Source organism: Sutcliffiella horikoshii (genome assembly GCF_008180725.1).
Classification (GTDB): domain Bacteria; phylum Bacillota; class Bacilli; order Bacillales; family Bacillaceae_I; genus Sutcliffiella_A; species Sutcliffiella_A horikoshii_B.
This window is the reverse complement of sequence record NZ_VTEV01000001.1, coordinates 613,447-635,194: the sequence shown is the minus strand read 5'-3', so window position 1 is coordinate 635,194 and position 21,748 is coordinate 613,447. Positions and strand designations below refer to the sequence as shown.

Genomic DNA, 21,748 nt, shown 5'->3' with positions numbered 1-21,748 from the left:
AGATTAAAGGAGTGTGGGTTTAATGAACAAGTCTTTTAGAAAATTAGCTACCTTATTTTTAGCAGTAATGATGGTTCTATCCTTCTCATTCACACCAGCAGATGCAAGTGCAAAAGGCAAGCCGGTGATGAAGGAGTATTTGATCGGCTTAAAATCTGGTCCTTCCATTGCTAAGGCGGATACATTAGTGACTACTCTCGGTGGGTCGGTCGAGCATCAATTTAAGCATATGAAAGTGTTACATATTACATTGCCGGAAGTGGCAGCAGCTGCACTGGCGAAAAATCCGTTAGTAGAATATGTAGAAGAAAATGTAGAAATGCATACGACAGCACAAACAGTTCCTTATGGATTACCTCATATCAAAGCAGATGTGGCTCATGCTCAAGGCATTACAGGTGCTGGTGTAAAAGTAGCTGTGCTAGATACAGGGATTGATGCGAGCCATGAAGATTTGAACGTAGTAGGGGGAGCAAGTTTTGTTCCTGAAGAACCAGATGCCCTGACAGATGGCAACGGCCATGGGACACATGTAGCTGGGACTATCGCAGCAGTAAATAACAATACTGGAGTACTCGGTGTCTCTTATGATGTTGATCTTTATGCAGTAAAAGTATTAAGTTCTGGTGGAAGCGGTACGCTAGCAGGAATTGCACAAGGAATTGAATGGGCGATTGATAATGATATGGACGTTATTAATATGAGTTTAGGTGGCAGCACAGGCTCAAGTACGTTAAAGCAGGCAAGCGACAATGCTTATAACAGTGGAATTGTTGTAGTGGCAGCAGCTGGAAACAGCGGTTCCTTCTTTGGATTAGTTAACACAATTGGGTATCCGGCAAGGTATGATTCTGTAATCGCGGTAGGAGCGGTTGATTCGAACAATAACCGTGCTTCGTTCTCAAGTGTTGGTTCCCAGCTAGAAGTGATGGCTCCTGGAGTTTCCATCAACAGTACACTGCCAGGCAACCAATATGGGGAATTGAATGGAACATCCATGGCGTCTCCTCATGTCGCTGGTGCTGCAGCATTATTGTTAGCGCAGAATCCAAATATGACAAATGTAGAAGTTCGCGAGAGATTACGCAGTACGGCAACCAATTTAGGATCTTCCTTCAACTACGGCTACGGTGTCATTAACCTAGAAGCAGCACTGCAATAACCTAGCAAACAATTAAGCTACAATATTGCCTGTCCCTTTTTGGGATAGGTTTTTCTTTTTTTTGGACGAGAAAACATGTAATACAGTAGATTTCCGTTCCAGGCGCTTCGCTTGCCTGCGGGCGGTCCGTGAGCCTCCTCAGGCTTCGCCTTCCGGGGTCTCACCTGTCCCTTCCTCACGCGGGGGTCTGCGCGCCTTCCACTCCAATCAACAAGGTGACTTCATTCACCGAAGGGTTCAATCCCCACAGTTGATGATGAAGGAAGGCTTTCGCCATGAATACATCAGTGAGTGGATTGCATTAGAACTGTTTTTAGGTGAGCCTTTAGACAAAGTTTCAGATTTGGCAAGAGAACATCCAGAGCAGGGTATCTATGATGTGAGGATTGATTGGGGAATGTTGATAAAAAATCTCCAGACCGAAGAGGAACAGTTTGATGGATATATAAGAGAGGTCCAAGAAGTGATGGGTTGGGTCATACAAGAAGATAATAAAAGATTGGAAGAATGGTTGACTCACACAAGTAAGGTTGAATTGAAAAGACTTGTGAAAGAGTTGAGGAAATAGAATTGGAAAAAGGAACGACTTTGGTGAGGAGAGTAGTTCCTTTTCCATTTGTTTCTTATAAGTCATTCAAAAAACGTTCTATACGGTCCATGGCTTTTTCAAGCGTTGGCATGTCATACGCGTAGGAAAGCCTTACATATCCTTCTCCTAGTTCGGAAAATGCACTACCTGGTACAAGAGCAACTCCAGCTTCTTCTACAAGTTTCAACGCAAAGTCAAATGACTTCATATTATATTTTTGAATAGAGGGGAAAAGATAAAACGCGCCAGCAGGCTTTACAACTTCAAGCCCCATGTTCAATAGGCGATCATAGACATAGTTCATTCTCTCTTGATACTGTACTTTCATACTCTCTGCATCATTAATCCCTGCTGTTAATGCTTGCAATGCGGCGTATTGGGAGATGGAGCTTGCGCATGAAACATTGTACTGATGTACTTTTAACATCTGTTTCATTACATATTCAGGTCCAAAAACGAGCCCTATTCTCCAACCTGTCATAGAGTGGGATTTTGATACACCATTAATGACGATGGTTTTTTCTCTCATGCCAGGCAGAGTGGCAATGGAGTGGTGATTACCCTCAAAAACAAGTTCACTATATATTTCATCGGACAAAATGAAGATATTTTTTTCTTGCAATAGCGATACAATTTTTTGCAATTCCACTTGGGGTATTGCTGCTCCTGTTGGGTTTGATGGATAAGGGAGAATAATACAACGCGTTTTTTTCGTTAAATTTATTTCTATCAGCTCTGCAGTTAATTGAAAACCAGTTTCTCTGGTGTCAATATGTACAGGGGTTGCACCGCATAATTTGATGAGTGGCTCGTAGCCCGGATAGACTGGTCCAGGGAGGATAACCTCTGTGCCTGGTTCTAATATCGTACGAAAAGCAATATCAATTCCTTGGCTTGCACCTATTGTAACAATCACTTCAGTATCAGGGTCATATTCCATATTATATTTCTTGTTAACAAAATCAGCTGCAGCCTTTCTGAGTTCAGGAATGCCAGCGTTCGGTGTGTAGACGGTTTTATTGAGTTCAATGGCAGCTTTCCCAGCTTCTTTTACATGTGTGGGAGTAGGAAAGTCAGGTTGCCCAATAGTAAGAGAAAGTACATCATCATATTTTGCTACAAGGTTGAAAAACTTGCGGATGCCTGAAATCTCAATATCCCGGACATGTGAGTTAATAAGATGTTCCATATAAATTTCCCCTTTATGTTATCAAGCTTTTAAGTTAGTGTAACCGACTTTTTCCCCCTTGTCCAAGAGATTCTTGTGGGGTAAAACAATAGGTATGAAGAGGGATTCCTTGATACCTAGAGAGAGAAGGGAAACGTTTGTTTGGTCACTGGTGTACGAGGGAAGTCCTATAAAAATAAGAAGCTAGTAGGATAGGAAAAAACTTACATAAGGTTTATAATAATTATAAACACAGAATATTCACATAATTTTAACTACTGCCTCCATTGCCTTCAGTTGCACTCCTTTCACCTTTGATCTACTGGGATTTGGTGTCTGTTGGATTCCGTCTGAAAGGGGATCGTGTAATGGATATTGTGTTACAGATTTGGTTAACGTTGTTGGAGAAGTATGCAGAGGAATTGTTTTTTCAGGATTCAACATCAGGGGTCTTTTCGTTTATGATTATTGGGGTGCTCGCTTACTTGTACAAGCAGGAAAAGGAGACAAAGAAAAAGTGTTCCTGCTGCCAACATGAAGCGAAAACAGAAGAGAAAAAGCTCCCCGAAAAGCAAGAAGAAGCGGAATGACTTTCCGCTTCTTTTTTCAATCTTTTACTGTAAGTGTGAGAATTGATTTAATAAGGCATTATATTCGTTGGATAAGGTTTGGAATTTTTGACGGTTACCTGCACCTAGCGCTCGATCTATTTCGTTCATCAGCCTGTTTTTATGAAATTGAAAGACAGAAGAGTCGACAATGATTTGAGCGACTTTCTCCTCTCTGGTCATATCAAAGCTTTTGAAATTGGAAACAGATTGTTCAGGTTGAAAAGAAAAATGCTTATTCATAATTTCTACCCCCTGTGCGGAATTTTGGAATACGTAGTTACGGGTTAATCATGAAAAGGATGTGTTTGTGAGATGCTTCATCCTTTTTCCTATTATCTGATATTTTGTCCTGTTTGTGAAGTGTAATTTTTAGAAAATTTAGATATATCAGAAAAAATAGTGGAAACTTTGTAAATGAGTGACAAATGATTTATTTAAGTTTGGTTACTTATTTTTGAATATACCCAAATTTGTAATGGTGAAAACAAGTGGAGAGTATTTACCTAAAAAGTCGGATAAAGGGAAGCTAATTTGTAAAGATAGTTGTGATTCGGAAAAATAATTATTAAATGGACATGAATTTTCGATTTTCTCTTGAATTATCAATAGAAAACGAATATTATTAGTAAGGTTTCAATAATACATTCGTTTTTGGGGGATTTTCAAGTTGGAAAACTATTTTGATTTTAAGAAGTTTAATACATCGATTAAACAAGAGGTAATAGCAGGAATTACTACTTTCCTTACTATGGTTTATATAATTTTTGTCAACCCTGCCATTCTATCAGCCGCAGGTATTCCGTTTGATCAAGTGTTTATGGCAACGATTATCGCTGCTATGATCGGGACATTAACAATGGGACTGTTTGCAAAGTATCCAATTGCGGTTGCGCCAGGCATGGGCCTTAATGCATATTTCACAAGTGTTGTAGCTACCCAGGGGCTTACTTATCAAGCTGTGTTGGGAACTGTGTTTTTAGCTGGGCTTGTTATCATTGTTTTGAGTTTGACTAATTTAAGAAAAGCACTAATTGAAGCAATTCCTGCGCCGTTGAAATATGGAATTACAGCGGGAATAGGCTTATTCATTGCATTTCTTGGTTTGAAAATGGCAGGTATTGTAGTGCCGAGTGAAGCAACGATGATTACACTTGGAGATCTAACAAGTCCGATTACGGCGCTTTCTATCGGTGGGCTGTTCATCACACTCATCCTTATGGCCAAGAGGGTATCTGGAGCCCTGTTTTATGGAATGGTTTTGACGGCAGTTGCAGGCTATTTCTTTAATATGCTTTCCTTTACTGGCATTGTGGATATGCCTCCTGCGCCTCAATTTATTCATATTGGAGATGCACTTAGTGGAGTAGTGACAAACGGATTATATACGGTGGTGTTTGCATTCATTCTGGTTACTATTTTTGATTCTACTGGTACGCTTGTGGGAGTTTCAGAACAGGCTGGATTTATGAAGGATGGCAAATTGGCAAGAACGAAGCCTGCAACACTATCTGATGCAATAGCAACGACAGCTGGTGCTGCTCTTGGAACAAGTCCGTCATGTGCTTATATCGAATCTTCTGCAGGGGTTGCCGCAGGCGGTAGAACAGGTATGACTTCTGTTGTGGTAGCTGGTTTGTTTCTTTTATCCATGTTCTTTTCCCCGGCAATTTCGGCAATTTCAAGTTTACCGGCTATTACTGCACCGATATTAATTATTGTCGGATGCTTCATGATGGAAGGGCTGGCAAAAATACAATGGGGCAATTTTGATGAAGCGTTCCCAGCTTTCGCCATCATCTTAACGATGCCATTGACTTCAAGCATCGCAACAGGTATTGCGGTTGGTTTTATTACGTATCCAATCATGAAAGTTGTTAATGGAAAGTGGAAAGATGTTCATCCGCTCATTTACGTGTTTGCAGTTATCTTCTTAATCCAAATGATCTTTTTTCCGGCACATTAAAGGATATAAAAACGACGCGCCCTTCTTATTTCATGCGGGTGCGTCGTTTTTTATTTTTCTCCTTGAGTAAATAATCCTTCTTCAGCATCTTTCTGCAATCCTTGTAGCCATTTTAATTCAACTTGACAGAGTTCATGGGCGTTTTCCATGATAGCTTGTGACCCTTTAGGGGCGTGTACACCAAATTGTTTATACACTCTTTCAAGCATTTCAAGTTGCATTTTGGTATGAGAAATCCTCTCTGAAAGTGCTTCGCTAATCAGGCTTGCATCTCCAAGATGAATAAATGCTAGTGCGGTGTACATCGGATGATAGTGCGTACTTTCCGCTTGTAGTTGTTTTTTCAGTAACTGTTGAAAAGCTTCTTTTCCAGCAGGGGTAATGCTATATATGGTCTTATCAGGACGTGTCTGATCTGTTACCACTTGTTTTACTTTAATTAGCTTTTTGTTGAGCAACTGCTCCACAGCATAATAAAGGGAGCCCTTTGCCATTTTGATATATTGTTCCATATTACGTTCATGCATCACTTGTTGGATTTCATAGGGATGCTTGTCTCCTTCCATAAGAAGACCCAGTATTACAAGTTTTATTGCCAAAATTCGTTCACACCTTTGTCAGGAAAGAGTGGTTTGTTTTTATTATAAAGCAAAGAAGGGATAGCGGGTACTAATAATGGGTTTTGCATAGTAATCAATGTTCTTAAAATCCGACTATTCAGGTGAGTATTTAGAAAAAAGTCATGTGCTTCTAGACGAACTCTATCAAGAAGCCTATAATGTATGGGGTGTAGAAATATAAAATTTAACACTTTACCCATTAAATTAAGTAGTTTGGGTAATGTAAGTAATGTTGTTATTAATTGGAGGATTTGTTGTGAATGATTTATCTAATTAAACCGTTAATTGTTAATATTACCATCATTTTTTCTCTGATGTTCAATGCAAATCTATTTTTTCCCTTCAGTAAGAGAAAACCCCTTAATTTTAATAAGAAAACTATACTAGGTCTGTTCAGTGCATTTTCTGCAACGCTTTGTATGCTATATCCCATTGAAACACTTGAAGATACCAATTTTGACTTTAGGATGATACCTATCCTTATTGTAACGTTGTATGGGGGCTGGTATCCAGGTCTAATTTGTACGGCTATCGTGGTCATGCTCAGATACTTAATTGGCGGAGAATATGTATACATTGGGATCGCGGTTTCCATTCTGGCGTTTGGAGTGGGGATAATGTTCCGGTCGGGCTTTCTTGGAAGTAAAAATAAGGTATTGTATGGGGTATTTGCTATATCATTTTATTATTTGGTATATATTTTCATCCTGTTTAGTACGGTATCTTTTTTGGATATTAGTTTTTACTTTGTTTATTTTTTGGCTTTCGGTCTTTCTTTTACAGCTTTAATCTATACAATAGAGAAGTTAATCATTGCTAATCAGCAGTTTGATGAGACATTGTATCTTGACAAGCTTTCAACTGTCAGTCAAATGGCAGCAGCATTTGCCCATGAAATTAGAAACCCCATCACAACGGTTAGAGGATTTATTCAGTTTATCAACTCCGACACGAAAGATGAAAATCTAAAGCAATTTGCTCCACTGATACTTGATGAATTGGACCGGACTAATAAGATCATTACAAATTATTTGACTGTAGCACGTCCAACAAACTTTACATTGACTTACATCGATGTAAACAAAGCTCTTCAAGATTCAGTTGAATTGCTTAGACCGTTCGGATCATACCGGAATGTTTCCATAGATCTTAAATTAGAAGGAGAACATTATATTTATAGTGATGAACAACATTTAAAACAGGCGTTAATGAACATCATTAAAAACGGCATCGAGGCAGTGGAAGAAGAGCAAGGCGGCTATGTTAGAATATTGAAAAAGCCTGCAGATGAAAAAGGGCAAGTTGAAATTACATTTATTGATAATGGAATAGGGATGAACGAGGAGCAGTTAGGGAAACTCGGATTACCCTATTATACGACTAAAACAAAAGGTACAGGGTTAGGCAGCATGATAACCAACAGGTTGATTCATGAAATGAAAGGGAAAATTCATTACGAAAGCAAGGTTCATAGCGGAACAACTGTCACTGTGCTACTGCCGACTGTAAGAAAAAAATAAGATAGGCTGAGGTTGATGGTAATAAATCAACTCCAGCCTCTTTTTTATTTTTTCCAAAGAGATACTTCACCAGTTGATCGATGGACCTTGTACCATCCACGTGATAATTTCTCAGGCTGGTTATTAAAATATACAAGATCAGATGCATGAAATAAATAATAATCCCCGTTGGTACCTTCATAAGTAATATTTGTACTATCATGCCTAGTGAGCTCCAAATACTCGATTACACTTGATTTTGCTTCTTGTTTAGAGATATTTACCTCATTATTACTTTCTCCATTGTCTAAATTTATTAATACCTCATTACGTGAATCTCTGATTAACTGATCGTTGGACATCAAACCAGGTTGTTTTCTTTCTTCTGTTATTGTTGGACCTTTTGCGTTTTCTTTTTCGTTTTGATTCGTACAAGCGCATAAGAGTACGATTACTAATGCAATAAACATCGTTTTTAATTTCATGCTTGTCACCTTCCTTATATTCTCCATGTTGATTACTGATAGTATGAAGTAGGAAGAAAGATTTCATGCAAGTTAGCTCTTTTGGTGAGGGTAATTAGCATATGATTGTTATAAGAGGTGTGGTGTAAATATTACGTAAAAAATAAAGAAGAAAGCAGGAGTGTAGGGTTTATTAGAGAATAGTCTTCCTATAACATTAAAGATGGAGGAAAGATCAATGGCAAATATGGAACCAAAAGTGGAAAATGGAAGCATACAAGAAAAACCAAGATCTCCCTGGGCTTTATATTTTTCATTACCTATAATTTCATGGGCTCTTTATGACTTTGCAAATACTATTTTTTCATCCAATATCATCACGATTTTTTTTCCTTTTTATCTTCAGGAAGTGATCGGGACAAATGAAAGAATGGATCAAATTGCAAGTACATTTCTTTCGTACGCAAATGCAACTGCCAGCTTTTTCCTGGTTTTGTTTTCACCGTTATTCGGTGTAATGATTGACCGAACAGGCAAAAGAAAAAAGTTTATCATTCCTTTTACTTTAATCGCCGTTTTTTCTACCATCTTCATGGGAGTCTTTGCATCCCTTCAAACTTCCCAGACTTTATTCGGATTGCCAATCAGTTTTGTTTTGGTGCTTTTGCTATTTGTGGTAGCTAAATTTTTCTTCCACTCCTCGCTCATTTTTTATGACACGATGCTTCCAGACCTGGGAACTAAAAAAGAACTGCCGTTAATATCAGGGTTTGGAATTGCCGTTGGGTATTTGGGAACATTACTTGGGCTTACTGTATACCTATACGTAGGGGATAGTGATTTTCATCGTGCTTTCATCCCGACCGGAATATTATTTCTTTTATTCTCCTTGCCTTTGTTTTTTATTTTTAAAGAAAAACCGAAAGAAGTGCAAGAGAAAAAATCATTTTTCAGCGGCTATAAAGAAATATATCAGACATTTAAAGAAATGCGCCTGTATCGTCCTGTATTTCTCTTTATGATTGCTTATTTCTTCATCAATGACGCAATTGCAACAGCGATTGCGATGATGGCTATTTATGCTAGGGCTATCGGAGGCTTCTCGGCAACTGAATTTATATTGCTTTATCTGGTCTCGACTGTTTCAAGTATAATTGGGTCGTTTATCTATGGATATATCTCAAGAAATATTGGCTCTAAGCTTGCCGTAGCATCTGTAGCGGGACTCTTAATCGCGGCATTATGTTTTGCTGTATTCGCTATTGCTCCTTGGATGCTTTGGCTTGCAGGAAGTTTGTTTGGAGTAGCACTCGGTGCAACATGGGTGACTTCCAGAACGTTTATCATTGAGTTGACACCAGAAGGAAAAAGAGGGCAGTTCTTCGGCCTTTTCGCCTTTTCCGGAAAAGTATCTTCCATTGTTGGACCTCTCCTGTACGGTACGATTACACTGATACTTGCTGGCTACGGAAACCTAGCAAGCCGAACAGCCCTTGGCTCTCTAATCATCCTAGCCTTTATCGGCCTAATCATCACCCTTAAAGTACCTTATAAAAAAGAAGCGTAAGACAGCTTCTTTAAAGAACAAGAAAGTGTAAAATCCGGTTGATTTCCGTTCCGGGCGCTTCGCTTGCCTGCGGGCGTCTACGCGGCTTCCACTCCAATCAACAAAGTGGCTTCATTAACCTGAAGATTAATAAAACGGTATTTACACGGGTCAACTGAAAAAGCATAAACTTTTCATTCTCTTAGTTTACAGCTGTTGATTGGGCAACTAAAAAACCGGGCATTTCTGCTCGGTTTTTTGTTTTTAAGCATTTTATTTTTATTATCTATTAATAATTAGTATAATCTGGTTGACAACAAATAATGATATGAATATAATATAAAACGTATTAAATAATAATGATTATAAAAAGATAACGCGTATAAAAAAGGAGAGGGAAGAATGAAACTAAGAGAGCAAATGCCTGAACTAACAGGAGCAACAGAATGGATCAACGAAGAAGTTTCGATGGACGAGCTTAAAGGAAAAGCAACCCTTATCCACTTCTGGTCAGTTAGTTGTCATTTATGTAAAGAAGCAATGCCGGAAATTAATGAACTGCGTGACGATTATGACGACGACTTGAATGTAATTGCAGTACACATGCCACGTTCTGAAGATGACCTTGATATCGGCGTGATACGTTCCATGGCAATGGGCCATGACATTACACAACCGATTTTTGTCGATAGTGAACACAAACTTACAGAAGCCTTCGAAAATAAATACGTACCAGCTTACTACGTATTTGATGAAGAAGGAAAACTTCGTCATTTCCAAGCAGGTGGAGGCGGGATGAAAATGCTAAAAAAACGCATTAACCGCGTTTTAGGTATAGAAGAAAAATAATATTGAGCAATCAACAGGGGAAGGGGAACCAGAAACATGGTTTCTCTTTTTTGTCCGAATAAAAGCATGAATGTCCCACATATACATAGTTAAAGAACACTAACGAGAATTCTGTTGGGGAGGAGGCTGATGAAAAAGAAGCATACAAACCCATGGGAAACAATGAACGATAAAATTGATGAGGTATTAGGAGATAAGTTTTGGAAAGACATGCTACCGGTTATCCCAAAGCGAGTTCCTCTTATCGATATAATGGAAACAGAAGACAAAGGACTAATAATCATGGAACTTCCCGGGTTGAAATCCACGGAAGACATTCAAATCTCCGTTAAAAACAATCAGCTATTTATTAAAGGAAGCATTCCATATCCTTACCCAGTAGAAAGAGAAAACTTACTCCAAGGGGAAAGATTTTTTGGTGACTTTCAGCGTGTAGTAGCAATTCCCTTTTCGTTTATGCCAGAAAAACTGACTGCACAATATAAGCAAGGATTATTGACACTCATATTTCAAAAGAATGCACAAGATGTTTCAGTTGAAATAGATTTTATAGAATAACAATACAGAGAGAGGTGGGGGCAGGTTGAAATTCGAGGTGAAGGATTTAAAAGTGGACATTATGATGAATTCATCGTCTTTAAATAAAGGAAAAAACGTCAGTTGGAATACCAAGTCAACCCAGAACGAAAACCAAGGCTTCGGAATAATATCAGGCGAGAGAAACTCAATCAGGCAATCAAGTAATTCAGTAAAAAGCCAAAGTGGCGGCAACGAACTTACATCTTCCTAAAATGGTTGTGATGATCCATGTCTAAAAACGATGAGTTGGAAAAAAGAGTTGAAGACTTAGAAAAGAGAATAGAGCAGCTTACCACTCTTTTTCATAAGAAAGGTGATGCAAGGCGACAGGATGTCCACTATCATATTCACACGCTGAAGATAGGGAGCGCGCAGATAGAAAAGCTTGACTATCATCTCGATAGCATTGCGATAGAACAGCTTAGCGGCACCCTTAATATTGGGAATAATTTTGACGCAAAAGAAGTAAATTCCCATCAGAAACCAACTTTTATTGAAAAAAAGGAAGAACAAAAGAAAGTAGTCCCAACTTATCGCCCTTTAAGAAAAAAGGATAAACAAACGGAAGACCAGCGCATAAGTGTTATAAGTAGAAAAAGTGGATTTTCTGTAAAAATTAATGGGAAGGAGGAGAGTTAATGTATGTCAGATTATTCCCCTAATTTCTTTATAGGAAGCATTAGGATTGGTGTGGTGGAAAGTGCCTCATGCATCAATATGGGCAACAATTATCCTTCTCAGTTTCAAAGTCATAAAAAGCATAACCAAGGGGTAGGAAACATAAGTGGCGATGAAAATGATATTCATGGAACAAAGAGCCAGGTTAGTGACTCTTCTTTTATCGATTTGTTTGAGCAATCAGATTCGCAGGAACTTCCTCAATGGCTCCAGAATGTGATAAAAGAAAAAGAGGAAATACAAGATGGAGAAGAAGATGACTAATTATTTAGAACTATCCTGTATTGGCATATCCACTATATCAGGATCGTGGACAATGTTTATGTTGGACTCAGAATGATTATCTACCCCCGCTATTAAACCAAACCCCATATTTGCTTTTTGGTAGGATCTCCAGTTAGCCTGCATGTTTTCCCCTGTGAAAATACCGGAACAACTCATAATGGACATGACTTCTATTTTATCGAGTAGAATATGAATATGCGACGAATGCTTTCTTTTCAAAAAAAGCCCTCCTTTAGAATTGTGCGGTCGGTTGTGGATTGTTGATTTCCGGATTGGCAATAGAAGTGTCTACACCGTCTGCATCAAATACTACGTTACAAAGGTTTGTAACTGCTACCGCTCCTATTTCAATTCCATTCCCCATGTTTATTTTTCCTTGTGTGCTCCAGTCAGGTTGGTTGTTCTGACCTGTGGCAACGGCAGAACTTTGACTGATGCTATTAACATTAATTTGATTGAAAATGATGGAAACTGGCAAAATGAACCCTCCGATCCATGGCCTCTTCGGACTTCTTTTATGTAGCGTATTCCTGTAAAATGCAGAACGTGAAGAAAGTGTTTAATTAACAGAAAATAAAAAATGTTTGTTGAAATAAAAAAGGATTATGGTAATATGTAATTACGGCACAATTAAGGAATGTTTCCTTTAATCATTAATCATTAATCAGAGAACGCCAAACATAGAAGACACAACTTGAAAGGAAGTGCTGCATAGGTGTCTCATACATTACCAGCAGTAAATGAAACATTGCTTAAGCAGTTAATTGAATTTAGGAGAGACCTTCACCAATTTCCTGAAGTTAGTGGTGAAGAGTACGAAACCTCTCAAAAAATTCAGGCGGAGTTGAGTAAACATGGCATCTTTTTTAGAACAGGGTTTGCCAAGACAGGTGTGCTTGGAGTAATAAGAGGTGCAAAGCCTGGTCCTACCGTTGCATTAAGAGCGGATATTGACGCGCTACCGATTACAGAGAAAACAGATTTGCCATTTGCCTCTCAAAAAGCAGGAAGTATGCATGCCTGTGGACATGATGCCCATACAACTATGCTTTTAGGAGCTGGAATTTTATTAAATGAATATAAAAATGAGTTATCTGGAACGGTTCTATTAGTCTTTCAACCTGCTGAAGAAGCCTCACCAAATGGTGGTGCTAAACCAATGATGGACGATGGAGTGTTTGATGAATATGTGCCTGACGTGATTTTTGGCCAACATGTATGGCCGGATCTCCCTGTAGGCCAAATAGGGATCCGGTCTAAAGAAATGATGGGGGCAACCGACCGCTTCAAAGTTGTCATTAACGGTTCAGGCGGTCATGCTAGCATGCCACATCAAACAAATGATGCCATCATAGCTGCTAACCACGTGGTGACCATGTTACAAACCATCGTTAGCAGGAATGTGAATCCTATCGATGCAGCCGTGGTAACAGTCGGCAGAATAGAAGGTGGATACAGATATAATGTGATTGCCGATACTGTAACGCTAGAAGGTTCCATTCGCACCTATAAAGAAGAAACAAAAGCAAGAGTGAAAAAAAGATTCCATGAAGTAGTGGACCATGCTGCAAAAGCAATGGGGACAACTGCAGAAATTGACTATATTGATGGATATGAAGCGACCATCAATACACCTGAGTGGGCTGAGGTTGTTAAAGAAACAGCTATGGATGTAATGGGTTCTGAGGAGGCAACACCAACAGTGGACCCTTCGCTTGGAGGGGAGGACTTTTCAAGATTCTTAAACCAGTATCCAGGGGCTTTCTTCTGGCTGGGCTCCGCCATAGAAGGCAGAGAAGTTCAAAAACCTCTCCATGACCCTAAATTCGAATTCAATGAAAAAGCTCTACCAATAGGTGTGAACATGCTCGTTAGGGTCACAATGAACGCTTTGGAAAAACTGCACCATAAGAAATAGGAGGAGGAGTAGATGGCTATAGAGCTTTCTGATTTTATTATAAAAATGTCAAATTCCTTGATTTTCTGGCGCAGACATTTTCACAAGTTTCCCGAACTGGGTTGGACTGAATACGAGACAACCTACTTTATTGCACAGGAACTCGATAAGCTTGGGTTTACTCTATACACGGGTAAGGATGCCTTAGTGTCGGAAGAAAGAATGGGTGTTCCAACTCCTGATGACCTTCGTTCTGCTGAAAATAGAGCCCTTAAAAACGGGGTTCCTACAGAATGGATATCTAAAATGGAAGATGGCCATACTGGGCTAGTTGCAACGCTTGATACAGGAAAACCAGGTAAGCATACCGCGCTTCGTTTTGATATTGATGCCCTTCCTATATCGGAAAATAAATTGTCATTAAAAAACCATTTTCCAACTTCTCAGCAATTTACCTCTTTATATTCAAACGTAATGCACGCATGTGGCCATGATGGACATGCAGCAATTGGACTTGGTGTAGCGACTTTTCTTGCAACCTATCAAGAAAAGTTATCAGGAACCTATACCCTGCTTTTTCAACCGGCAGAAGAGGGAAGTAGAGGGGCAAAATCAATGGTGGCAAAAGGTTGGTTGGATAATGTGGATGTATTTTTAAGTGGGCATATAGGCATTACTCCGATGCAGATTGGAGAAGTTGTGGCATCTGCACATGGATTTCTAGCTACATCCAAACTCGATGTTTCATTTATCGGGAAGTCAGCACATGCAGGTGTAGAACCCCAAGAAGGAAGGAACGCCTTGCTTGCTGCTGCCTCCACATCCTTACACCTTCACGGTATACCAAGGCACTCAGACGGTGAAACGAGAATAAACGTTGGCACGCTTGAAGCAGGTAGCGGTAGAAATGTCATCCCCGATCATGCGGCCATGTCATTGGAAACGCGTGGGGAATCAAGTCACCTCAATCAATATATGGAGGACGAAGCCACTAATATCATTCAACATTCCGCTGCTATTTATGGTGTAGATTGTGACATACGTCTAGTGGGTAAAGGGGTTGAAGCATCTTCAGAAAAAGGATGGAAAGAGTTCTTAGAAGACGCAACCAAGAGCAGCCAGCGTGTGAACAAGATAATGGAGACGATGCCACTTAAGGCATCAGAGGATGCAGCATATATGCTCAACCATGTTAGAGACCGAGGAGGAAAAGCCACTTATTTTATCTTCGGTACCCCGCTTGCAGCCGGCCATCATCATCCACAATTTGATTATGAAGAGAAGGTTCTTGAAGTGGCACTTGACGTATATATCTCCTCTATTCTATCTTTATCCTAGAATAGAAAAGTGTGGTATTCCCGCTTTATATGAGGTGAAAAAGTGAAAGTTAAAATAGGTATTATCGGTCCAAGCGATTCGATTGAGAGAATTATGTTAGTCGGAAAAGAATTTAGGAATGTAGAAATTTTTTCTTTTCCTTATACAGCTTTAGATGAAATTAGATTAATAATCCATAATAACAAAGGGTCAGTCGACCAATGGATGTTTTCTGGCCAAGTGCCTTTCACGTATGCAATGTCACAGAACCTCCTTGAAAAAAATGAGGGTGGATTCGCCGAACTGTATGGTTCTAGCTTTCTAGGGACCTTATTGGAGGCGCAGATAAAAGAGAAGAAGATTCTTAAGACTTTGAGCCTTGACACAATCAGACAAGATAGAATTGATATGAATAGAAACTTTTTCTCCCTTCAAGCAATCAACTTTCATTCCTATTCTTATGAAGGCATTGTCCCTGTGGAAGACTTAGTTTCTTTTCATCAAGAGCTATATGAAAATAAGAAAATCGAAGTAGCATTTACTTGTATCCAAGCAGTTTATAGAAAACTGAAGAAACTAAACATCCCATGTTATCGGGTTATTCCTTCTGATCTTGCGATATTGTCTACATTAGAAATACTGATAGAACGCGCGCATTCATTGCGATACCGAAAATCTCAAATTGCCATTCTTGGTATCGAAGTCATTCATACTAAAGCCTCCCTAGAAGAAATGCACTACTCTCATAAAATGAAAATCAAGGAGCTGGAATTAAAAAGATTAATGCTCCGATTTGCAGAAGAGGTGAATGGTTCATTTGTTCAATTTGGAGACGGGCTCTTTTTTCTCTTCACTACAAGAGGGCAGCTTGAGTGGCATATTGAAGGAGATTCGCTGCTACAATTGGTAGAAGATATCAATGTACAAAGTGGTCTGAAGGTAAGGTTAGGACTCGGGTTTGGAGAGACGGTACTTGCTGCAGAAGAAAATGTACGCCAAGCCTTTCACCATGCACGAGAAGAAGGGTCATCCACACTTGTTTGTGTTAATGAGGATAGGGAAGTTACTGAATTCTTTGGGCCTACAGAAAAACTTTCCTTTCAATCTCGCTCTCTAGGGGTTGAGTGGGAAGAGAAGCTGAAAGATCTTGCTATTAGCCCAACCATCGTTTCAAGAATAAAGTCATTGGCACACTATTATCAAAAAGATGTCGTAACATCTCAAGATTTGGCGACTTGGCTGAAAAGTACAGAAAGAAATGCACGGCGAATACTTACTGAAATGGAACGGTCGGGGCTGATAAAAGTTTCCGGGGAAGAACAATCAGGACACCGTGGAAGACCAAGAAAGATATACAAGCTATCGTTTCTGTGAATAGGTGGGAAATCTTAGTTAGATTTCCCAGTTCTCAAAAACGGGTGAAATGACTGAATTTTTATTTTATTATAAATGTAACGAAAGTTGTGAGTGAAAAATACCCAAGAATTAAAATGATTTTCGGAACAAAAAAGGAACTATACCTAAAAGGAGTGAGGAAAATGAGTCAATTACAAACACAGCAAGAGAAATCCACCTCGATGCTTGATAGATTTTTAGGAGGTGTCGAGCGGCTAGGGAATAAACTACCAGATCCTTTTATGCTATTTGTCTATTTATCTCTTTTTATCATTGGAGTCTCCTTTGCAGTCAACCAATTTGGAGTAACAGTTGAACATCCCGGAACTGGAGAAGAACTAGCCATTAAAAGTTTATTGTCGGGGGAAGGAATTGAATTCATCCTAACTTCCATGCTAACAAACTTCACAGGATTTGCTCCTTTAGGTCTAGTCTTGGCAATGATGCTCGGAATAGGCCTTGCCGATAAGGTCGGGTTAATTGAAGCTGGTATCAAGAAAACCATCTTAAATGCACCAAGAGCTTTAATCACCTATGCTGTGGTTGGTACTGGTATTTTAGGGAATCTTGCGTCTGATGCCGCATTTGTGATTGTACCGCCACTTGCTGCGATGATCTTTTATACAGTAGGCAGGCATCCACTTGCAGGGCTTGCAGCAGGTTTCGCTGGTGTTGGTGCGGGGTTTACAGCCAATGTTATAGTTGCTGGAACCGATGCATTATTGTCAGGGATTGCGACAGAAGCTATTAAACCTTTTGACGAGTCGTTAATTGTCACACCTGTGGATAATTATTATTTTATGGTGGTTTCTGTATTTATCCTGGCAATAGTAGGTGCTTTAATTACAGAAAAAATTATTGAGCCGCGTCTTGGAACATATACAGGAAAAGTCGACAAGGAACTAGAAGAACCCAATCCTCTTGAAAGCAAAGGGTTAAGAAATGCGGTCTTTGCAGGAGTCGCATATTTAGTACTTTTGGCAATTGGAGTATTATGGCCTGATTCCATTTTAAGAAATGGAGACGGTGGATTGGTTCCTTCTCTGTTCCTGACAGCGATTGTACCAATTACCTTATTCTTTTTTATCGTAGTAGGCGTTGCATATGGAATAACCGTTGGGAAAATAAAAAAAACTGCTGATGTGCCAAAATTGATGACAGAATCCATGAAAGATATGGCAGGTTATATCGTTCTTATATTCGCTGCGGCGCAATTCATCGCATACTTTAACTGGTCTAACCTTGGAATTTGGATTGCTGTTAACGGAGCTGGATTTCTAGAAAGCATGAACCTGACAGGGATTCCCGGAATCATTGGATTTGTCCTTCTTGCAGCAGTATTGAACTTGATTATTTTCAGTGGATCTGCGCAATGGGCACTAATGGCTCCAATCTTTATCCCTATGTTTTGGATGCTAGATTATCATCCGGCATTCATTCAGGCGGCTTTCCGTATCGCCGATTCTTCCACTAACATCATTACCCCATTGAATCCCTATATTATCGTCGTCTTAGCGTTTATGAAAGATTATGATAAAAAAGCAGGTCTTGGAACATTAATCGCTTTGATGTTGCCATACAGCCTAATATTCTTAGGTGTCTGGATTATCTTACTTGTTATTTTTGCGCTAGGTGGCATCCCAATTGGACCTGGTGTAGAGATGATGATTAAATAAGATTCGTTTTAGGCAAAAGTACTATTTTACGAAAATTATTCATGAAGTCATTCACCCTCACATACCATATATAAATTTGGTAATGTGGGGGATTTTATATGGTATCGAAGCAAATAACAGTCGCACTTGAAAACGGACTTCACTCAAAACCAGCTCACTACTTTGTGGAGAGAGCAAGTAGTTTCGTTTCAGAAATACGTGTAGTAAGGCATAACAAGGTCATTGATGCTAAGAGTTTACTCGGGTTATTGTCACTCGGAATCTCCAATGGAAGTGTTGTGACAGTAAAAGCGGAAGGATCGGATGAAAAGGAAGCAGTAGAGTGGCTCACTAGGTTTTTAAAAGGGGATGAAGTGTTGTAAGTGTTGTATTAATAAAACAGGTGGATGAAGGGATCCATCTGTTTTTTTGGGTGGTGTGAAAGGAAATTTTTACATTCCTCCAACGGACAAGTTCATGTTATACTCTTCGAATGATTATATGTCTATGTTTATGTGGTGCATAAATGTGGGTAAATACCTTCGTATAACTGGAAATGGAGGAGAACACCATGAAAACTCGCGATTCCTTCTTTGATAATGCGAAGTTTATCTTAATTTTTCTTGTTGTATTTGGACATATCATTTCGCCGTATCGAGCAAATGATGAGTGGCTTGTGTCTATATACCATTTTATCTTTATTTTTCATATGCCGGCCTTTATCCTATTAGCAGGTCATTTCAGTACCAACTTTCATAAAAAAGGCTATTACGTAAAAATTATCACGAGATTATTAGTACCGTATTTAATTTTGCAGACTATCTATACGTTGTTTTACAGTCAGCTCTATGCTGATCCATCTATGACTTTGGAATACTTCACTCCAAGATGGGCAATGTGGTTCTTATTGAGTATGATTGCCTGGAAGCTAATGTTGCCCCTGTTTGGAAGATTACAGGCGAGATATAGTATTCCATTGGCGATACTACTTGGTGTTGTAATCGGCTTTGTAGATATCCCAGAAAGATTCTTAAGCTTGGATCGTACGTTTTATTTCTTCCCATTCTTTTTGATAGGGTATTATCTAACAAGAACAGACCTATTTGAAAAATTGAAAAATGGTGCATACCGTGCTCATGCTTCCGCGTTTCTTGTCGTGTTGTTTGCTGGTATTTACGTTTGGTTAGGCGGAATTGATGGGGCGAGTATCCTTTATGGAACTTACACTTTCTCCTCAGTGACCGATATGTTAATGCGTATTGGCATATATGCAGGCAGCATGCTTGTAACCATTGCATTTTTCGCATTGGTGCCTAAAGGTAAATTTATCTTTACCGGCATTGGACGTAGATCGTTTTATGTGTATATCCTACATGGCTTTATCATTAAGTGGTTCTTTGAAACGAGCTTTGGCCAAGCGGTCAACTCACCTGCAGGGTATATGTTGCTTCTGTTGTTGAGTATCCTGGTGACAGTGGTAACAGGAAATAAATATGTAGTTAAAGCTATTCAGACGCCTTTTGGGTATCTGAGAGAAAGTTTGTCGTTAAAGAATGGATAATGATTGAAGCCGCTCCTGTAACCTTTATGGTTGTTGGGGCGGCTTTTTAGGAAGTGGTCTTAGCGGGAGGTGCTGTTTTTTTAACAGAAATATTCTCATTAGGGCGTGCAGGGTCCAGTTTGTAAGTTTTAAGAAAAATAGATGCTTTATAGGTGTGAAAAAATGGTTCGGTCAAAATTCCTTGCTTCGGACATTTAAACCTTGAAAAACAGGTAGGTTCGGTCAAATCGCTGTGGTGTTCGGTCAACTTTTACCGGGTGTTCGGTCATTTAGATTTTTGGTTCGGCCAACTATCGAAAAACTTCGGTCAACTTTTCAAAAACTTCGGTCAATTCTGCGAAATATTCGGTCAACTTTCAAAAATCTTCGGACATTTGCTATGGACAGCCTCCAAAATAACAACCAAATACCTCAGAATCCTGTTCTGCCCATTAGAAATAAGCCCTTATTACTGAAAAGTCTTTTCCCACTCGCTCAAATGTAAGACACCTAATTCTGGTTTGGGTTCCTGGTCAAGTAGAGCGAGATACTCCAAGCTATTGCCGTCCGAATCTGTGAAGTAATAGCATGCAGCAGGCATCCATGCGTGGACAACGGGTTCGCTTGCATCCAACCCAAAGCTCGGGGAGAGTGCAATTCCTTTTGCATGTAAAAATTTCGGGACATTTCGCAATTGTTCAAGCGTCACCTTGAAAGCAAAGTGTGAGCGAACAAAATCATGTTCTTTTACCTCCCAAACTCCAAGCATCTGCTGTTTCTTTTCTGCATCACCTAAATAGAAAAATGCCACTCTCCGGTCCTCTAAAAAGTAAGCAAGTTCTAAACCCAGCCTTTTGTAGAATGTTACCGCCGTATCCAAATCAACCGTTTTTACATGCGTTTCATATAATTCTGTGTTTTTCATTGAAAGTAACCTCCTGATAATTAAGAACTACTATTATTGTATTAGGAGTCTTTCAACCTGACCTCCGGAATAAGTGCGAACCGCCCATACAACTTTAGATGGAAAAAACACACAACCTTATGTGGTTATGTGCTTGGGTTACACTATTTTATGGAGTTTGTTTATTTAATTCTTTTGCCGCCATTTTGACAGTACGATAGTTGTTCACAACCCATATCCCTAAAAGCGAGAGAACGGTAGACATCGTAATGATAGCGGGCAACAGGTCGGTAATTCTTGCAATCAGACTATAAAAGATCCCAAAACTGACCATTGTTAGGATGACACTGACGAAATGAACATTTTTGTTCAGGTAGGCCATTAAACTGCCACCAGAAAAAACAAGCATACCTAACAAGAATAGCGCAATCATTGGAAAAAGATATTCCATGTCTTGCATAACCTCCGTTATGATGGTTTCTGTTTCTTTAGGTATAGTATATCATAAAAATGAGAAAAGATTCAGATAATGGAGAAGAGGGATGCTTATGAAGGTTAGACAAGCGGTCGGTGCAATTGTAACAATAGGCAACGAATACATATTAATACTAAAAACTAAAGTAAATACGACAGAAGGCAAACAAGAAATCGAAAGTGAATGGGATTTTATCAAGGGAGGGGTAGAGAAAACGGATTCCTCTCTTTGTGAGGCTGTTCTAAGAGAACTGAAGGAAGAAACAGGTAAGGACACCTTTTATGTAATAAAAGAATATGAAGAAAAAATAAGCTTTATATTTCCTCAAGGTTTCGCAGAAAAGGTCGGATATCATTCGCAAGAAACAAACATGTTTCTCGTTGAATATAAAGGGTGTAACAAAGATTGGCTGCCACAAGATGACGAGATCAGTGAGATTGGTATTTTCAAAAAAGAAGAGGTGCTTAGAAAGCTTGCCCATGAGGAAACAAGGAAATATTTCATAAAACATTGCTTATAATTACGATTGACAATTTTGAAAAGGGAAAATAT

Annotated in this window: 26 protein-coding genes; 18 read left to right on the top strand and 8 right to left on the bottom strand. The window is 39.2% G+C overall.

What is annotated here, in order from left to right:
• The first annotated feature begins 22 nt into the window (after positions 1-22).
• Both FZC76_RS03170 and FZC76_RS22860 read left to right on the top strand, forming a co-directional pair.
• Positions 23-1,162, top strand: coding sequence for a S8 family peptidase (locus tag FZC76_RS03170; protein ID WP_148986814.1), 1,140 nt, complete (start codon positions 23-25; stop codon positions 1,160-1,162).
• Positions 1,163-1,223: 61 nt separating this feature from the next.
• On the top strand, positions 1,224-1,730 hold the full coding sequence (locus tag FZC76_RS22860) for a hypothetical protein (protein WP_187441934.1): 507 nt from the start codon (positions 1,224-1,226) through the stop codon (positions 1,728-1,730).
• Between the two features lie 55 nt (positions 1,731-1,785).
• On the opposite strand, the gene FZC76_RS03160 is transcribed toward FZC76_RS22860, so the two are convergent.
• Positions 1,786-2,940, bottom strand: coding sequence for an aminotransferase A (locus FZC76_RS03160; protein ID WP_148986812.1), 1,155 nt, complete (start codon positions 2,938-2,940; stop codon positions 1,786-1,788).
• A gap of 347 nt (positions 2,941-3,287) precedes the next feature.
• On the opposite strand from FZC76_RS03160, the gene FZC76_RS03155 reads away from it, so the two are divergent.
• Positions 3,288-3,509: a hypothetical protein gene (locus FZC76_RS03155; protein WP_148986811.1), complete on the top strand. Its 222-nt coding sequence runs from the start codon at positions 3,288-3,290 to the stop codon at positions 3,507-3,509.
• Positions 3,510-3,533: 24 nt separating this feature from the next.
• Here FZC76_RS03155 and FZC76_RS03150 read toward each other — a convergent pair whose 3' ends face one another.
• The gene (locus FZC76_RS03150) at positions 3,534-3,770 is read right to left on the bottom strand and encodes an IDEAL domain-containing protein (protein WP_148986810.1); all 237 of its coding nucleotides are present in this window, start codon (positions 3,768-3,770) and stop codon (positions 3,534-3,536) included.
• Positions 3,771-4,197: 427 nt separating this feature from the next.
• Between FZC76_RS03150 and FZC76_RS03145 the strand changes: the two genes are divergently transcribed.
• Positions 4,198-5,493 carry an NCS2 family permease gene (locus tag FZC76_RS03145; RefSeq protein ID WP_148986809.1) on the top strand — a complete coding sequence of 432 codons (1,296 nt, stop codon included), beginning with the start codon at positions 4,198-4,200 and terminating at the stop codon, positions 5,491-5,493.
• Positions 5,494-5,543: 50 nt separating this feature from the next.
• Here the strand turns inward: FZC76_RS03145 and FZC76_RS03140 are convergent, their stop codons facing one another.
• The gene (locus tag FZC76_RS03140; protein WP_148986808.1) at positions 5,544-6,092 is read right to left on the bottom strand and encodes a PadR family transcriptional regulator; all 549 of its coding nucleotides are present in this window, start codon (positions 6,090-6,092) and stop codon (positions 5,544-5,546) included.
• Between the two features lie 281 nt (positions 6,093-6,373).
• Between FZC76_RS03140 and FZC76_RS03135 the strand changes: the two genes are divergently transcribed.
• The gene (locus FZC76_RS03135; RefSeq protein WP_148986807.1) at positions 6,374-7,633 is read left to right on the top strand and encodes an ATP-binding protein; all 1,260 of its coding nucleotides are present in this window, start codon (positions 6,374-6,376) and stop codon (positions 7,631-7,633) included.
• Positions 7,634-7,677: 44 nt separating this feature from the next.
• Here FZC76_RS03135 and FZC76_RS03130 read toward each other — a convergent pair whose 3' ends face one another.
• On the bottom strand, positions 7,678-8,106 hold the full coding sequence (locus FZC76_RS03130) for a hypothetical protein (protein WP_148986806.1): 429 nt from the start codon (positions 8,104-8,106) through the stop codon (positions 7,678-7,680).
• Positions 8,107-8,314: 208 nt separating this feature from the next.
• On the opposite strand from FZC76_RS03130, the gene FZC76_RS03125 reads away from it, so the two are divergent.
• The 6 genes from FZC76_RS03125 (at position 8,315) to FZC76_RS03100 (ending at position 11,992) form a co-directional block, all read left to right on the top strand.
• The gene (locus FZC76_RS03125) at positions 8,315-9,643 is read left to right on the top strand and encodes an MFS transporter (protein ID WP_392396807.1); all 1,329 of its coding nucleotides are present in this window, start codon (positions 8,315-8,317) and stop codon (positions 9,641-9,643) included.
• A 381-nt stretch (positions 9,644-10,024) separates the two neighbouring features.
• Positions 10,025-10,471: a redoxin domain-containing protein gene (locus FZC76_RS03120; protein WP_148986805.1), complete on the top strand. Its 447-nt coding sequence runs from the start codon at positions 10,025-10,027 to the stop codon at positions 10,469-10,471.
• Positions 10,472-10,600: 129 nt separating this feature from the next.
• Complete coding sequence (locus FZC76_RS03115; RefSeq protein WP_148986804.1) at positions 10,601-11,029, top strand: Hsp20/alpha crystallin family protein; 429 nt, start codon at positions 10,601-10,603, stop codon at positions 11,027-11,029.
• A gap of 25 nt (positions 11,030-11,054) precedes the next feature.
• The gene (locus FZC76_RS03110; protein ID WP_148986803.1) at positions 11,055-11,261 is read left to right on the top strand and encodes a hypothetical protein; all 207 of its coding nucleotides are present in this window, start codon (positions 11,055-11,057) and stop codon (positions 11,259-11,261) included.
• Between the two features lie 17 nt (positions 11,262-11,278).
• A complete protein-coding gene (gerPC, locus tag FZC76_RS03105; RefSeq protein ID WP_148986802.1) occupies positions 11,279-11,689 on the top strand; it encodes a spore germination protein GerPC in 411 nt (136 codons plus the stop codon).
• 3 nt (positions 11,690-11,692) lie between these two features.
• Complete coding sequence (locus FZC76_RS03100; protein WP_148986801.1) at positions 11,693-11,992, top strand: hypothetical protein; 300 nt, start codon at positions 11,693-11,695, stop codon at positions 11,990-11,992.
• Here FZC76_RS03100 and FZC76_RS03095 read toward each other — a convergent pair whose 3' ends face one another.
• Together FZC76_RS03095 and FZC76_RS03090 are read right to left on the bottom strand one after the other, a co-directional pair.
• A complete protein-coding gene (locus FZC76_RS03095) occupies positions 11,993-12,232 on the bottom strand; it encodes a hypothetical protein (protein WP_148986800.1) in 240 nt (79 codons plus the stop codon).
• 13 nt (positions 12,233-12,245) lie between these two features.
• On the bottom strand, positions 12,246-12,491 hold the full coding sequence (locus FZC76_RS03090) for a hypothetical protein (protein WP_148986799.1): 246 nt from the start codon (positions 12,489-12,491) through the stop codon (positions 12,246-12,248).
• 237 nt (positions 12,492-12,728) lie between these two features.
• Between FZC76_RS03090 and FZC76_RS03085 the strand changes: the two genes are divergently transcribed.
• The 6 genes from FZC76_RS03085 (at position 12,729) to FZC76_RS03060 (ending at position 19,838) form a co-directional block, all read left to right on the top strand.
• Entirely contained in the window at positions 12,729-13,931 is a 1,203-nt protein-coding gene (locus tag FZC76_RS03085; protein ID WP_148986798.1) for a M20 metallopeptidase family protein, read from the top strand.
• 12 nt (positions 13,932-13,943) lie between these two features.
• Positions 13,944-15,248: an amidohydrolase gene (locus FZC76_RS03080; protein WP_148986797.1), complete on the top strand. Its 1,305-nt coding sequence runs from the start codon at positions 13,944-13,946 to the stop codon at positions 15,246-15,248.
• 42 nt (positions 15,249-15,290) lie between these two features.
• The gene (locus tag FZC76_RS03075) at positions 15,291-16,601 is read left to right on the top strand and encodes a helix-turn-helix domain-containing protein (RefSeq protein ID WP_148986796.1); all 1,311 of its coding nucleotides are present in this window, start codon (positions 15,291-15,293) and stop codon (positions 16,599-16,601) included.
• A gap of 164 nt (positions 16,602-16,765) precedes the next feature.
• On the top strand, positions 16,766-18,298 hold the full coding sequence (locus FZC76_RS03070; protein ID WP_148986795.1) for an AbgT family transporter: 1,533 nt from the start codon (positions 16,766-16,768) through the stop codon (positions 18,296-18,298).
• Between the two features lie 98 nt (positions 18,299-18,396).
• On the top strand, positions 18,397-18,660 hold the full coding sequence (locus tag FZC76_RS03065; protein ID WP_148986794.1) for an HPr family phosphocarrier protein: 264 nt from the start codon (positions 18,397-18,399) through the stop codon (positions 18,658-18,660).
• A gap of 188 nt (positions 18,661-18,848) precedes the next feature.
• Positions 18,849-19,838, top strand: a complete 990-nt coding sequence (locus tag FZC76_RS03060; protein WP_148986793.1) for an acyltransferase family protein — start codon at positions 18,849-18,851, stop codon at positions 19,836-19,838.
• Positions 19,839-20,286: 448 nt separating this feature from the next.
• Here the strand turns inward: FZC76_RS03060 and FZC76_RS03050 are convergent, their stop codons facing one another.
• Both FZC76_RS03050 and FZC76_RS03045 read right to left on the bottom strand, forming a co-directional pair.
• On the bottom strand, positions 20,287-20,742 hold the full coding sequence (locus FZC76_RS03050; protein WP_148986791.1) for a VOC family protein: 456 nt from the start codon (positions 20,740-20,742) through the stop codon (positions 20,287-20,289).
• A 148-nt stretch (positions 20,743-20,890) separates the two neighbouring features.
• Positions 20,891-21,172, bottom strand: a complete 282-nt coding sequence (locus FZC76_RS03045) for a hypothetical protein (RefSeq protein WP_148986790.1) — start codon at positions 21,170-21,172, stop codon at positions 20,891-20,893.
• Positions 21,173-21,269: 97 nt separating this feature from the next.
• On the opposite strand from FZC76_RS03045, the gene FZC76_RS03040 reads away from it, so the two are divergent.
• Entirely contained in the window at positions 21,270-21,716 is a 447-nt protein-coding gene (locus tag FZC76_RS03040) for an NUDIX hydrolase (RefSeq protein ID WP_148986789.1), read from the top strand.
• Positions 21,717-21,748 lie beyond the last annotated feature (32 nt).

What these genes read in the sequence shown, in the direction of transcription:
- FZC76_RS03170 (WP_148986814.1), top strand. Translation starts at nt 23, where the DNA reads ATGAACAAGTCTTTTAGAAAATTAGCTACCTTATTTTTAGCAGTAATG.
- FZC76_RS03160 (WP_148986812.1), bottom strand. Translation starts at nt 2,940, where the DNA reads ATGGAACATCTTATTAACTCACATGTCCGGGATATTGAGATTTCAGGC.
- FZC76_RS03155 (WP_148986811.1), top strand. Translation starts at nt 3,288, where the DNA reads ATGGATATTGTGTTACAGATTTGGTTAACGTTGTTGGAGAAGTATGCA.
- FZC76_RS03150 (WP_148986810.1), bottom strand. Translation starts at nt 3,770, where the DNA reads ATGAATAAGCATTTTTCTTTTCAACCTGAACAATCTGTTTCCAATTTC.
- FZC76_RS03135 (WP_148986807.1), top strand. Translation starts at nt 6,374, where the DNA reads ATGATTTATCTAATTAAACCGTTAATTGTTAATATTACCATCATTTTT.
- FZC76_RS03125 (WP_392396807.1), top strand. Translation starts at nt 8,315, where the DNA reads ATGGCAAATATGGAACCAAAAGTGGAAAATGGAAGCATACAAGAAAAA.
- FZC76_RS03120 (WP_148986805.1), top strand. Translation starts at nt 10,025, where the DNA reads ATGAAACTAAGAGAGCAAATGCCTGAACTAACAGGAGCAACAGAATGG.
- FZC76_RS03115 (WP_148986804.1), top strand. Translation starts at nt 10,601, where the DNA reads ATGAAAAAGAAGCATACAAACCCATGGGAAACAATGAACGATAAAATT.
- gerPC (WP_148986802.1), top strand. Translation starts at nt 11,279, where the DNA reads ATGTCTAAAAACGATGAGTTGGAAAAAAGAGTTGAAGACTTAGAAAAG.
- FZC76_RS03100 (WP_148986801.1), top strand. Translation starts at nt 11,693, where the DNA reads ATGTCAGATTATTCCCCTAATTTCTTTATAGGAAGCATTAGGATTGGT.
- FZC76_RS03080 (WP_148986797.1), top strand. Translation starts at nt 13,944, where the DNA reads ATGGCTATAGAGCTTTCTGATTTTATTATAAAAATGTCAAATTCCTTG.
- FZC76_RS03070 (WP_148986795.1), top strand. Translation starts at nt 16,766, where the DNA reads ATGAGTCAATTACAAACACAGCAAGAGAAATCCACCTCGATGCTTGAT.
- FZC76_RS03065 (WP_148986794.1), top strand. Translation starts at nt 18,397, where the DNA reads ATGGTATCGAAGCAAATAACAGTCGCACTTGAAAACGGACTTCACTCA.
- FZC76_RS03060 (WP_148986793.1), top strand. Translation starts at nt 18,849, where the DNA reads ATGAAAACTCGCGATTCCTTCTTTGATAATGCGAAGTTTATCTTAATT.
- FZC76_RS03050 (WP_148986791.1), bottom strand. Translation starts at nt 20,742, where the DNA reads ATGAAAAACACAGAATTATATGAAACGCATGTAAAAACGGTTGATTTG.
- FZC76_RS03045 (WP_148986790.1), bottom strand. Translation starts at nt 21,172, where the DNA reads ATGGAATATCTTTTTCCAATGATTGCGCTATTCTTGTTAGGTATGCTT.
- FZC76_RS03040 (WP_148986789.1), top strand. Translation starts at nt 21,270, where the DNA reads ATGAAGGTTAGACAAGCGGTCGGTGCAATTGTAACAATAGGCAACGAA.